The sequence below is a fragment of the Rhodovulum sp. PH10 genome, from assembly GCF_000293785.1.
Lineage (GTDB): Bacteria > Pseudomonadota > Alphaproteobacteria > Rhizobiales > Xanthobacteraceae > Rhodoplanes.
Genome location: NZ_AKZI01000063.1, coordinates 39,318 through 52,246 on the forward strand (window position 1 = coordinate 39,318; position 12,929 = coordinate 52,246).

11 protein-coding genes are annotated in these 12,929 nt (G+C 67.0%); 1 reads left to right on the forward strand and 10 read right to left on the reverse strand.

What is annotated here, in order from left to right; genetic code table 11:
* Window positions 1-181: 181 nt before the first annotated feature.
* The 4 genes from A33M_RS11525 to A33M_RS11540 all read right to left on the reverse strand — a co-directional run bounded on the left by A33M_RS11525 (window position 182) and on the right by A33M_RS11540 (window position 5,030).
* A complete protein-coding gene (locus A33M_RS11525) occupies window positions 182-2,179 on the reverse strand; it encodes an oxidoreductase (protein ID WP_040620284.1) in 1,998 nt (665 codons plus the stop codon).
* 48 nt (window positions 2,180-2,227) lie between these two features.
* Window positions 2,228-3,529, reverse strand: coding sequence for an MFS transporter (locus tag A33M_RS11530; protein ID WP_040620269.1), 1,302 nt, complete (start codon window positions 3,527-3,529; stop codon window positions 2,228-2,230).
* Between the two features lie 226 nt (window positions 3,530-3,755).
* Window positions 3,756-4,631 (reverse strand): amidohydrolase family protein, encoded by an 876-nt coding sequence (locus tag A33M_RS11535; protein ID WP_008387217.1) that lies wholly within the window; start codon window positions 4,629-4,631, stop codon window positions 3,756-3,758.
* Window positions 4,632-4,646: 15 nt separating this feature from the next.
* Window positions 4,647-5,030, reverse strand: coding sequence for a RidA family protein (locus A33M_RS11540; protein ID WP_008387219.1), 384 nt, complete (start codon window positions 5,028-5,030; stop codon window positions 4,647-4,649).
* A 232-nt stretch (window positions 5,031-5,262) separates the two neighbouring features.
* Between A33M_RS11540 and A33M_RS11545 the strand changes: the two genes are divergently transcribed.
* Window positions 5,263-6,090 carry an IclR family transcriptional regulator gene (locus tag A33M_RS11545; protein ID WP_008387223.1) on the forward strand — a complete coding sequence of 276 codons (828 nt, stop codon included), beginning with the start codon at window positions 5,263-5,265 and terminating at the stop codon, window positions 6,088-6,090.
* A gap of 125 nt (window positions 6,091-6,215) precedes the next feature.
* Here A33M_RS11545 and A33M_RS11550 read toward each other — a convergent pair whose 3' ends face one another.
* The 6 genes from A33M_RS11550 to A33M_RS22940 all read right to left on the reverse strand — a co-directional run bounded on the left by A33M_RS11550 (window position 6,216) and on the right by A33M_RS22940 (window position 12,745).
* Entirely contained in the window at window positions 6,216-7,658 is a 1,443-nt protein-coding gene (locus A33M_RS11550; protein WP_008387225.1) for an aldehyde dehydrogenase family protein, read from the reverse strand.
* A 225-nt stretch (window positions 7,659-7,883) separates the two neighbouring features.
* Complete coding sequence (locus A33M_RS11555; protein ID WP_008387227.1) at window positions 7,884-8,657, reverse strand: HpcH/HpaI aldolase family protein; 774 nt, start codon at window positions 8,655-8,657, stop codon at window positions 7,884-7,886.
* Between the two features lie 5 nt (window positions 8,658-8,662).
* Window positions 8,663-8,878, reverse strand: a complete 216-nt coding sequence (locus A33M_RS11560; protein WP_008387229.1) for a hypothetical protein — start codon at window positions 8,876-8,878, stop codon at window positions 8,663-8,665.
* Window positions 8,879-9,073: 195 nt separating this feature from the next.
* Window positions 9,074-9,877 (reverse strand): 2-oxo-hept-4-ene-1,7-dioate hydratase, encoded by an 804-nt coding sequence (hpaH, locus tag A33M_RS11565; RefSeq protein WP_008387234.1) that lies wholly within the window; start codon window positions 9,875-9,877, stop codon window positions 9,074-9,076.
* A gap of 6 nt (window positions 9,878-9,883) precedes the next feature.
* Window positions 9,884-10,744 carry a fumarylacetoacetate hydrolase family protein gene (locus A33M_RS11570; RefSeq protein ID WP_008387236.1) on the reverse strand — a complete coding sequence of 287 codons (861 nt, stop codon included), beginning with the start codon at window positions 10,742-10,744 and terminating at the stop codon, window positions 9,884-9,886.
* A gap of 934 nt (window positions 10,745-11,678) precedes the next feature.
* Window positions 11,679-12,745 (reverse strand): IS630 family transposase gene (locus tag A33M_RS22940; RefSeq protein WP_085977071.1). Its coding sequence is split into 2 segments (ribosomal slippage): window positions 11,679-12,259 and window positions 12,259-12,745, totalling 1,068 coding nucleotides; the frame shifts between segments, so codons are not numbered across the junction.
* Window positions 12,746-12,929 lie beyond the last annotated feature (184 nt).

The window sequence follows — 12,929 nt, forward strand, 5'->3', positions numbered from 1 at the left end:
CCGGCGGCGGCACCTCGACCGACCCGACCGTTCTCACTCGCCGTTCTTCAGCCTTTTGGAAACGTCTTCGACGTCACGGCGCGACGAACGCGCGAGCACACTCTTCGCCGCGCAGAACGCGCAGCGTTCCGAGCGCCAGCGCCTCCAGCTCGTTCTCGCCGTCGCTCGAAACCGTCACGTCCTAAATGCCCCGCGCCACCTCGAAGGCATCCCAGATCGCATACATGATGTTCGACACCCGCCTCGCGTCGCCGATGCGATAGAGCTCCAGGCCGTCGTCCTGCAGCGCGTCGAACAGCGACGTGTTCGCGTCGTAGCCCACGGCGAGGATCACCGAATCGGTCGCGATCGTCTCTTCCACGCCGTCCTTCGCCACGATCAGGTTGCGCCCGGCGACGCGAACCGCCTTGGTGCCGGTGCGAATATCGACGCCGTGGAAGCGCAGGAGATCGGCCAGCATGTCGCGATTGGCGTGACAGAGCGGACCACCGAGCGTCAGAATGTCGTTCAACGTCTCGACGATCGTCACCCGCCTGCCCTGTCTCACGAGCATCAGCGCCGTCTCGCAGCCGACCAGCCCGCCGCCGATGATCACGGTGGCGTCTCCGGCCTCGGCCCTTCCGGTCAGCACGTCCGCCGCGACATGCACGTTGTCGTCGCATCCCAGGCTGAAACGCTTCGGCGTGGAGCCGGTCGCGACGATCACCGCATCGGCTTTCGCCGCCCGCACCATGTCCGCAGTCGCCTCGGTCGAGCGCCTCACGGCCACGTTCAGCGTGGCGAGCTCCTGTTCGTACCAGGCGACCAAGGCCCGGTCGTCCTCCTTGAAGTCCGGAGCGCCGCCGGGGATCAGATGTCCCCCCAGCCGCCCGCTCCTTTCGAGCAGCTCGACCTCGTGCCCCCGCAGCGCCAGAACGCGGGCGCTCTCGCACCCGGCGACGCCACCGCCGATCACCATCACCTTCTTTTTCTTCACCGCGGGCGTGAGCGCATATTCTCGCTCTCTTCCGGCGCTCGGATTGACCGCACAGGATATCGTCAGGAACGCCTTCAGCCGTCCCATGCACGCCTCGTGACAAGACAGGCAGGGGCGTATCGTCTCGCGCTTCCCGGTTCTGATCTTTTCGACGAGCCGCGGATCGGCCAGCAGCGGGCGCGCGAGCCCGATCATGTCGGTCTGACGGTTCTCGATCGCCGCACGGGCGAGCTCCGGATCGTCCATCCGCCCGGCGGTGATGACCGGAATGCTCACGACCGCCTTGACCTCCGCATTGAACGGCAGCGGCAGTCCCTTCTTCTGGTACATCGGCGGATGACTCCAGTACCAGGAGTCGTAGCTGCCGACGTCGGAGTCCAACGCGTCGTACCCCGCTTTCTCGAGCAGCCTCGCCACGTCGAGTCCCTCGGGCAGGTCACGACCCAGCTCGGTGAACTCCTCACCCGGCACGACGCCGTGGCCGAGCTGCTTGATGAAGCTCTTCGGGCTGTATCGCATCACGACCGGAAACGCACTTCCGCACGCCTTCTTGATTCCCTGGACGATCTCCACCGCCATGCGCAGCCTGTTCTCGCGACTTCCGCCGTATTTGTCGGTGCGATCGTTGAACAGCGCCATCGCGAACTGATCGATCAGATACCCCTCGTGCATCGCGTGGATTTCCACCCCGTCGAATCCGGAGCGTAGGGCGATGACGGCGGCATCGATCGTCTTGGCGACGATCCGCTCGACCTCGTCCGTGCTCAGCGCGCGACACATCAATCCATCGATCCATCGATGAGGAACGACCGATGGCCCGATGGGCGCCTCGCCCGGCGCGACGCGGCTCGATACGCGGCCGAAGCCGGCGGAAATCTGCAGGAAGATTTTGGCGTCGTAGGCGTGCACCCGCTCGGTCAGCGTTCGCGCCATCCTGATGAAGAGCATCGGATTGGCGGTCGGACAGGGCATCGCCCCTCTCGTGTGCTTCTCGACCTCGTTCTCCACGAAGTTCATGCCGGTGACGATCAGACCGACACCACCTCTGGCGCGTTCCACATAGAACTCGATTCCGCGTTCCGTGAACGCACCGTCGGCGTCACACAATCCGGCAGGCCCCATCGGCGCCATGACGAAGCGGTTCTTGACGAGGCACTGCCCGATCGCGATCGGCTCGAACAATTTCTGAAACGATTTGGTCATCGGATGCGTCGTATTCATATCATTTCTGACGTTGGCGTTTCGCAAGCGTCAGTATTTCCTGATGGTCAGCGTCAGGGCGCAGATCAGGCCGAGAACCGCGAAGCCGACCATGCTCATCAGACCGCCGGTATAGTGTCCGGTCAGATGAATCAGGTAGCCGATGACGGTCGGCATCAACGCGCCCACGCCGACCGATATTCCGTTCAGGAACCCGGAACCGGCGCTCACGGCGTCCCGCGGCACGATCTTGCCGACCAGCGACCATGTCGTCGGCATCCCGAAGCCGCCGCCGACCGCACCGGCAACCGCGATCGCGACAGCGGCGATGGTGTTGTCGGCCACCTGCGAGCTGAGAAAGATACCGCCGCCGTAGCCGAGCATGGCCACCATCTGGAACGGTGCCCGGCGCCCGACCTTGTCGGACCAGGTGCCGACCACCAGGATGGTCGCCGCGGCGCCGACCCAGGTCATCGCCGTGTAGTTGCCCATCGCCGCCCACGAGAAGCCACGAGCGACCTTGAGGTAGGACGGCAGCCACGTCAGCAGCCCCCAGAAGATGGCGCACTGGCAGCAGTAGTACACCGTCAGGATCCAGTAGTCCGGATCGGACAGCACCATTTTCAGGCCGTGCTTGAAGCTCTTCTTCTTGTCGGAGGTGGTCTGCTCGGCCTCGTCGCGGCCGCCGTGAATGAACGCCAGCTCCGCCTTGTTGACCCACTTCGCGCGATCGGGCGTATCGGGAGCGAACCGCCAGATCACGACGGCCATGAACGCGCTCACCGCGGCGAGTGTATAGAACGTCGCCTGCCAGCCCCAATGGGTGACGATGAAGGCGAACAGAGGAACAGACAGCGCCGGCCCCAGCTTCGGACCGAGCAGCCAGATTCCGTTCGCCCGTCCCTGCTCGGTGGCGGGAAACCAGTTGCTGACGTACTTCGCCTGCATCGGCCAGTGCAGCCCCTCGCCGACGCCCAGCAACGCGCGGGACCCGAGCAGGACCGCGAACGTTCCGGCGAGCGGCCCGATCAGCATGGAGAGCGCCCACAGCAGGATCGCCGCACAGATCATCTTGCGCGGTCCGTAGATGTCCCCGAACGAGCTGAACACGAAGCTGGACAGTCCGTATCCGATCGTGAAGACGGACATCAGAAGCCCCATCTTCACGGTGTCGCCCTGGATTCCCATCGATGCGAGAAACACCGGATCGGCGATCAGCACCGAGACGTTGAGCCTGTCGAAATAGGAGACGGTGCAGATCACCAACAGGAGACTCGGTATGACCCAGCGGTATCTGGTCGGCTTTTCCGAACCGGCGACGGAGCCGACATTGGCAACGCTATCGGTAGACATCCTACACCTCCGCGTTCCGCATCGGGTCGACGATGCGACCGCACATCAGTTGTTGTCCGTATTACCTCTGAATTCAGTCGTCGGATCGTGGGGTCGACGTCGTCTTTCGTCCGAGACGGCGAGGGCGATCGAGGCTTGCGGCAAAGGTCGCCCTACGCGCTTCGGTGTTCGGCCCGACGTCGACCTGCGGGGGTATCCGATCGGATGAGCGGGGATTTCTCCCCGCTCACTCGTCGAAGCCGAAGAGTTTTGCGGGATTGGTGACCAGGATGCGCTGGCGTTCCTCGGCGTCCGGCGCGTAGCGATAGAGCAGTTCCAGAAGCTCGGCGTCGTTCGGCGGCTGCACCACCGAGACCGGATGCGGCCAGTCGCTGCCCCACACGCAGCGCTCGGGCGCCGCCTCGATATAGGCGCGCGCGATCGGGATCACGTCGTCCCACGGATGGCCGGCGCGCGACGTCTTCTCGCCGAGCGACAGCTGAACCCAGAAATTGCCCTTGGAGAGCAGCTCCAGCATCTTGCGCAGGCTCGGATCGTCGCGCCCGCGGGTCGGATCGGGCCGGCCCATGTGGTCGATCAGAACCGGGATGTCGAGATTCTCGAACTTCTCGGCATGCCCGACGATGCCGTCCTTCTCCGGCTGGATCTTGGCATACCAACCGAGCTCGCGGATCCGCGCGATCGCCCGCGCATAGGCGGCGTCGCTCAGAACCGCGCCCAGCGCCTGCCGGAAGCTGAACCGCGCGCCCCGCACGCCCGCCGCATGCAGCTTGTCGAGATAGGCGTCGTTCGCGTCGGCGAACACCAGCGCGTTCGCGCAGCCGCGATAGTTCGGTCCCATCGCGGCGAGCGCATCGAGCACCACCGCGTGATCGGCGCCGTAGGTCGTCGTCTGCACGATCACGCCGCGCTCGATGCCGAGCGCCTGGTGGACGCGGCGTGCCGCTTCCCAGGTCGCCGTCGGCATCTGATAAGCCGCTCCCGGCCGCACCGGATATTTGGACAGCGGGCCGAGCACGTGAAACTGGGCGTCGCAGGTGTGCGGCGGCGGCGGCTCGGACGGGCGCCGCGGGTTCGGATCGAACGCCAGATAGTCGGGCATGATGTCACACTCTCCTCAATCGATCACGGCGGTGAAGTCGCATTGAACCAGCGCCCCGCCGTCCATGTTCATCTGCAGCGCGTGCCGCGCCGGGCGGCAGCGCTCGTCCGGGAACATCTTCAGCCATTCGGTGTTCACCGGGCCGCGCCGCGAGCGGTCCTGCAGCCACACCGTCATCTTGATGATGTCGTCGGTGGTGCCGCCGCCCGCCTCGACGATCGCCTTCATGTGAGCGAACATGTTGGCGCACTGCTCCTCGAGCGTGGCCGGCATCGTCCCGGTCTGCGGATCGCGCCCGAGAATGACGCCGGACATCAGGAGATTGCCGATCCGGCTCGCGTTCGGGATCGGGTTGGCGTGCTTGAAGCCCCCGATTTGAATGCTGGTACGTCTCGTCATCGGTCTCGTCCTTCAAACGAACCGGCAGCTCACGGAGCCGAAATCCCGGTCGTCCACGTCGACCTTCGCTGCATGGTCGGTCATCTCGTCTGCGACCCTGCGCGACGCTCGGCCTCGGGAGCGACCCGTTGCGTTGGGGATTTCGGTACCTCCAGCGCCGGTGTGACAGCGCATGGATGGTTCCACTTCGTGATTGCCTGGTCGAACGGATTGTGCTCTGCATGTCCATATTATGGACAAGGACGTCGACGACGATCGCCCGGCCGGGCCTGCCCGCGGATCCGCTCGACACGGTGCGGTGCACCCGCGCGAGGGGGCTCAGAGCGTCCGCCGCGCGATCGCCGTGCTGCGCATCCTGGCGGCCGGACGCGACGTCGGCCTACCTCTCGTCGACGTCGTCAAGGCGACCGGCCTGTCGCGACCGACCGCGTACCGTTTGGTCGAAGTGCTGGTCGAGGAAGGCATCGTCGAACGACGCCACAGGACCAAACGGTACGCGATTGGACATCAAGTTCTGGAGCTCGCGCTGGCGCGTCCATCCCGCTCGGGGCTGGTGGTGGCGGCGGATCCGTTCTTGTCGAAGATCGCCCACGATATCGGTGACACGACGTTTCTCACGGTGCGCACCGGACTGGACGCGTTGTGTGTCGCCCGCGTCATCGGCACCTATCCGGTTCAGGTGCTCTCGATCGAGGTCGGGGCGCGGCGACCGCTCGGGGTGAGCAGCGCCGGCATGGCGTTGCTCGCCGGTCTGCCGGCGGCGGAAGCGCGCGAGATCGTCGCGCACAATGCCAACAGGTTCGATGCTCACCGTGTGAACCCGGCGATCGTGCTCGAGGAGGTCGCCGTCGCGCGGCGAACCGGATATGCCGTTCGGCACACCGGCATCGTACCCGGCACCAAGGCGATATCCGCCGCCATTCGAATGCCCGACGGGCAACCCTGTGCCGCGATCACGATCGCGGCGATCCGCTCACGGCTGCAACCGAAACGTGAGATGGAGGTCGGCGAGGCCTTGAAGAGCGCGGCGCGGGCCATCGAAAAGGTGATGCCCACGTGACGAGCGGATCGCGCCGAGGGCCGCAGCCGCCTCGTCGTGTGCGAAGGAAGCAGGTGACCGGTGTTGCCGGTCGTGCGAATTTGCCGCTTCGAGGCACGTGCGCGCGACGATCGTTCGTCGCTCCCCTACACGACGTAGGCGATGTCCAGCTGCCGGGCGGCGAGCTCGAGATGCTCTTGCGCGATGACGTGGTCGTCGGCGCCGATATCGACATCGAGACCGACACCGACATCGATACCGACGGGGGCACCGGCAGTCGGAAGGTTCACCCTCACCACCTTCGCCACCGAACTGCGCTTGAAGTCGCGCGCACATGCCGGATTGGTGGTGCAGATGCCGGCGGACAGCCGAAAGCACGTATCGTTCGCGACCGCCTTCGCGTCCTCGTAATCCCTCACGCGGACCACGCAGGCGACCGGCCCGAAGATTTCCTCGCGTGCGACCCGCATCGCATTGTCGACGTCGGTGAGCAGCGCCGGCTGCAGATAATGGCCGCGCCGCTCCCGTCGCAAAAGCGCTCCTCCCCAGTGCAGCCGCGCGCCTTCGCGCTCGGCGAGCCCGATGGATCGCAGCGTCTGCTCCAGCCGGCACCGATCGACCACCGGCCCGACCCGTGTGCCCGGCGCGAGCGCGCCGTCCACCACCAGCGCCTTCAGCTTTTCCGTCAACGCACGGACGAAGCGATCGTGGATCGCCTCCGTCACCACCAGCCGTGTGGATGCATTGCAGCACTGCCCGGTCTGATGGAACGCGCCGGTGATCGCGCAGGCGGTCGCGACCTCGAGATCGGCGTCGTCGACCACGACCAGCGGGCTGTTGCCGCCCAAATCCATCCGGACCGCCTTCATCACCGAGGCACCCGACGCCGCCTTCGCCACCCGACGTCCGGTCGCGACCGACCCGGTGAAGGACACCGTGTCGACATCGCGATGGGTGAGCAATGTCGGCCCGATGTCGGCGGCGGAGCCCATCACCAAATTGAACACGCCGGGGGGCAGACCCGCCCGGGCGACGATCTCGGTGAGTGCCCAGGCGGAGCCCGGCACGAGACCGGCCGGCTTGAACACCACCGTGTCGCCGCAGGCGAGCGCACCGGCGATCTTCCACGCCGCGACCGACATCGGACAGCTCGTCGGCGTGACCAGCGCCACGACGCCGGCCGGCCCGTGAACGCGTCCGCTCCCGACGCCGGGCCACGCCGTCCCCTCGCCCGGCGGCCGAACGATCTCGCCGGCGAACCAGGCGAAGATGCGCCCCGCATGCGCGACCTCCCAAACGCCGTCGCGGAGCGGCTTGCCGTGCTCCCGGGACAGCAGCCGACCGAGTTCGGCCCGACGGGCGACGAGCTCGGTCGCGATCCGCATCAACACGTCGACGCGCGTTGCGGGCGTCGCGCACGCCCAGCCGATCAGCGCGGCCTTTGCCGCGGCGATCGCCTGCTCTGCCTCGTGCCGCGAGGCGAGAGCATAGTCGCCGACCACGTCGTCGAGATCGGACGGATCGAGGTCGGGGGCGGCGTCGGTCGCCTCCACCCACGCGCCGGCGATGTAATTTCGATGGATCGTCATGACGCCCGCTCGTGAGAACGCGGGAGACCCCGCCGCGGTGACGGCGCGCGAAGAGCGCGACGATCGCGGGACACCGGGCCGACGCTCGGGGCGAGCGCCGGCCCGGCTGCGGCTGCGCGCGCCGCCGATGGCGACGCCGGGTTCGACGGACCGGCATCGCCGATCGAGGCGAGACCGCACGGCCGCACGACCACCCGCCGATCACGCCACCGGCCCGGCAATCATCTAGCCGCGAGCGGCCTCGCGGGCCTGGGCGAGGGCCGACACCGCGCCCTTGGTGATGATCGAAGTGTCGGTCGCGACCGCGATGAACTCGACCCCCGCGGCGACCCGGCGGGCGGCTTCCTGCGCGTTCGTCGTGAGATACCCGGCCGGCTTGTTCAGCCGGCGCAGGCGCGCGAACGCATCGTCGACCGCGCTCTGCACGTCGGGATGCTGAGAATCGCCGAGATGACCGAGCGAGGCGCCGAGGTCGGCCGGCCCGATGAACACCCCGTCGACGCCGTCGACGGCGGCGATCTCCTCGAGGTTCTTCAACCCCTCCCCCGTCTCGATCTGCACCAGCACGCACAGCTCCTTCTCGGCGTTCGCCAGATAGTGCGGGTTGGTGCCGAACGATCCGGCGCGCGTCCCGGCCGCCACACCGCGGACACCCCGCGGCGGGTAGCGCACGAAGCTCACCGCTTCACGCGCTTCCTGCGCCGACTGGATGCACGGGAACAGCAAGGTCTGCGCGCCGGCGTCGAGCAGCCTCTTCACCAGGATCATGTCGGACCAGGCCGGACGGACGACCGCGCTCGTCGGGTATGCCGACATCGCCTGCAGCTGGGCGACGATGTCCGGCACCTCGTTCGGAGAGTGCTCGGTGTCGATCAGGATCCAGTCGTACCCACAGCAGGCGAACAGCTCCGCGAGCATGTTGCTCCGCAGCGTCGACCACAGACCGATCTGCTGACGTTCGGTCAACGCGCGCTTGAAATGATTGATCGGAAGTTCCATCGCACTCACTCGTCGAAGCCGAAGAATTTTGCGGGGTTGGTGACGAGGATGCGCTGCCGCTCCTCGGCGTCCGGCGTCGCCGTCGGCACCCGATGAGCCGCTTCCGGCCGCACCGGATATTCGGACAGCGGGCCGAGCACGTGAAGCCGGGCGTCGCAGGTGTGCGGCGGCGGCTCGGACGGGCTCCGCGGGTTCGGATCGAACGCCAGATAGTCGGGCATGATGTCACACTCTCCTCGACCGATCACGGCGGTGAAGTCGCATCGAACCAGCGCCCCGCCGTCCATGTTCATCTGCAGCGCGTGCCGCGCCGGGCGACGGCGCTCGTCCGGATTGCCGATCCGGCTCGCGATCGGGTCGGCGGGCTCGACGCCGCCGACCCGAATGCTGGCACGTCTCGTCGCCGGTCTCGTCGTTCAAACGAACCGGCAGCTCACGGAGCCGTAATCCCGGTAGTCGGCGTGGATCACGTCGCCCTTGTGGACGTCGACCGGCCGCGTGAAGGAGCCGGCCAGAACCACCTCCCCGGCGGCGAGATGCTCGCCGTGCAGCGCGAGGCGGTTGGCGAGCCAGGCGATGCCGTTGGCGGGATGATTGAGGACACCGGCGGCGACGCCCGTCTCCTCGATCTGCCCGTTGCGGAACAGCAGCGCGCCGATCCAGCGCAGGTCCGCCTGGTTCGGCAGGAACGGACGGCCGCCCAGCACCAGCGCGGCGTTCGCCGCATTGTCCGAGATCGTGTCCATCACCTTGCGCGTCTTCTTGGTCTCGGGATCGATCCGGTGCATGCGCGATTCCAGGATCTCCAGCGCCGGCGTCACGTAGCCGGTCGCCTTCAGAACGTCGAAGATCGTGCAGTCCGGGCCCGCGAGCGGCGTCTCGAGCACGAAGGCGAGCTCCACCTCGATGCGCACTCCGTTGAAGCGGTCGAACGGAATCTCGCTCGCTTCCGGATAGAACATGTCCGCGAACAGAACACCGTAATCCGGCTCGTCGATTCCGACGGCGCTCTGCATCGCTCTCGAGGTGAGGCCGATCTTGTGCCCGCGGACGACGCGTCCGCCGGCGATCTGGAGGCGGGTCCACGCGCGCTGGATCGCATAGGCATCCTCGATCGCGAGACCGGGATGCTCCAGCGTGAACGCGCGCAACAGCGACTTGGTCCGCTGCGCCTCGTCGAGCTTGCGTGCCAAGCCTTCAATCGTCTCGTTGTCGAGCATCGCGTGTCACTTCTCGTCGACGACGGTGTTGCGGAGAACACCGATTCCACTGGATTCGACCTCGACGACGTCGCCCGCCTTCAACCAGCGCGGCGGGTCGAACCGCGCTCCGGCGCCGGTCGGCGTGCCGGTGGCAATCATGTCGCCCGGCATCAGGGTCGCGAAGGTCGACAGATAGGAGATCAGGAAATCGAACGGGAACATCATGCGCTCCGTCGTTTCCTGCTGGCGGATCTCGCCGTTGACGCGGGTGACGATGTCGTGCGGCCCGCGCGGATCGAGCTGATCGGCGGTGACGATCCACGGCCCGATGCTGCCCGACCGATCGAAGTTCTTGCCCTGCGTGACGTTGAACTTGCCGTGGTGCAGCCAGTCGCGAACCGTGCCCTCGTTGCACAGCGTCATGCCGAAGATGTGCCGCCATGCCTGCTCGCGCGGGATGTGACGCCCCTTCTCGCCGATCACGATCACCAGCTCGCCTTCGTAATCGAGCTGCTCGGACACTTTCGGCTTCTCGATCGTCTGCCCGGCCCCGACCACGGACGAGGCGCTGCGCGCGAACAGGCTCGGATATTTCGGCAGCGCCGATCCGTCCTTGTACTCGGCATTGCGGTCGCGATAGTTGACGCCGATGCACCACAGTTTTTCGGGCGCCGTCACCGGCGGAAGCAGTGTCAGGGACGCCAGCTCGCGATCGGGCGACCGACCGGCCACCGCTCCCTGCGCCACGCCGAGCCCGCCACGGGCGATCAGCGTCTTCAGATCGGGATAGTCGCCGCCGATCCGCGCGACGAGGTCGACGACGCCGCCCTCGACGACCGCGCCGTACCGCTCACGTCCATTCTCGAGATAACTCGCCAGTCGCATGCCATGCCCCCGTGTCCGATCGAATCGAGCAGAGAGTCGTGCCGCCGATCCGACGCGGGAAACGCTTGCCGTGCGTCGGATCGACGATCCCGTTCGCGGATCGCCCGCTCCCCGGCGATCGGACGTCGAACGTCGGTTCCGGGTGCGCCACCTAGGGATCGTCTCGAGGTCGACTCGGGAGACACGAAGCGTGACGCTCCTGTTCGGTGTTCGAGCTTCACTTCGGCCTCGTTCGATCGTGGGGGGATAGTCGCCCTTCGTGATCACAGGGTCGATCGAATCGCGCGCCCGCTGTCCACGATGTGGACATTCACCACGGGCCGCCGGCGCGGCCGCCGCTCGCGGACGCAATTCGCGGGCACCCTTCGCGGACGTCGCTCCCGGACGTCGCTCCCGGAGGTCGCTGGCGGACCACCTGGCCTCCACCTCCATGAACGGCCGCTTCGGGACCGATATGCCGGCTACGGAGAATCGCCCGCGCAGCTTCGCCGGCCCCGTCCCTCGAGGCGCGCCGGCCGCGTGGGACTCAGGTGGAACGAGGCGCTTCCCGCCGTACCGGCAGCGCACCACGAACCACTGATTTTCGTGAGGTTTCCTGGCCCGCCACGGTCGACGACGAGGGGCACTGTCGCTTCGCCGTGGCGCTATGAAGGTGTAGCCGAAATTGCGATCACACCGCCAATTACACGCGGCGGCTGCCACGACCGCGCTCTGCCCCGACGAGAGCACCGAATGAAGCTGGGGTGGACGTGTAAGTGGCGCGCCACGGTCGACGAAGATGGGCAATATTGCTTCGCCATGCCGCTATGATGCGGTGCTTCGTCGCAAGCGAAACCCGACGACTACGTTCGAGACGCGCCGCCGGCTCTCCGAAGGAGGCACGAACCGCAAGCGTTCTTGTTCCCGGAATGGGAACACGATAGTACCACCAGCGTCAGAGACTGACCTCTGCCCAGGCTCGTGTGGCAATCGAGTGGATACGGCCGGGCTCGGTGAGGAGGGCGTTCCAGGCGTCACAGCAGGCATCGACGATGGCGCGATAGTTCTCGAAGACGCGATTGGAGAGCTTGTTCTGGCGCAGGAACTGCCAGACGTTCTCGACCGGGTTCAGCTCGGGCGAGTAAGGCGGCAGCTTCAGCAGGCTGACATTGTCGGGGACGCGGAGGCGTCCGCCGGTCCTGTGCAAGCCGGCGCCGTCGAGGACGACGACGGCGTGGCAGCCGGGCGTGACGGCGCGGCCGATCTCGGCGAGGTGCAGGGTCATGGTCTCGGCATCGGCCTTGGGCAGCACGAGAGCGACGCCGCAATCGCGGGCGGGGCAGACCGCGCCGAACAGATAGGCCCAGTCGTAGCGCTGGTCGCGTGGGGCACGCGGCCCCGTTCCGCGCTCGGCCCAGATGCGGGTCAGCGTGCCCTGCTGGCCGACGCGTGCTTCGTCCTGCCACCAGAGCTCGATCGACTTGCCGCGCGCCCGGGCCGGCAGGCAGGCGGCGACCAGGTCGGCGAAGTTTTTTTATGCGCCTCCTGGGCCGCGACGTCCTGCTCGGGACAGCGCGGCCGCACCGACATCCGCCGGAAGCCGAGACGCCGCAACAGGTCGCCGACCGAGCGCTCGGCCAGCCGCACGCCCCAGCGCTCCTCGATCAGGCGCGACAGGTCGATCCGACGCCAACGCACCACACCGTGGACGGTAGGATCGGGGCCTTGCCGGACCAGCTCGGCCACCTCCTGCATCTGCGACGGCGACAGCAGCGGCGCTGCGCCGGGCGCCTTGCGGTCGATCAGCCCATCGAGCCCGAAGGCGTTGTACCGATGCACCCAGTCGCGCAGCGTCTGCCGGTCCATCCCGCACGAGGCCGCCGCCTCGCTGCGCGACTTGCCCTCCATCACCAGGGCCAGCGCGAGCATCCGCCGCGCCGCGTTGCTGTCGCGGCTGCGCACCGAAGCCTGCCGCAGTTGCCCCGCCGTCAGGTCCATCCGCGTGATCGCGACGCCTGCCATCCCAGCCTCCTCGCAAATCAGGAAGCCTTCAGGGAATCACGCCGCGCGATCCGCGCAAACCCGAGGCACAGTTTCACGCCTTTGGTATCAAGAGACCTGTGCGCGGGTTGTTGAATCGACTGATTCTTGGCGGTTTTGTAAGCGTCGTTTTGGCCCCACCTTCTGCGGATGGTCGTGAGGGCGG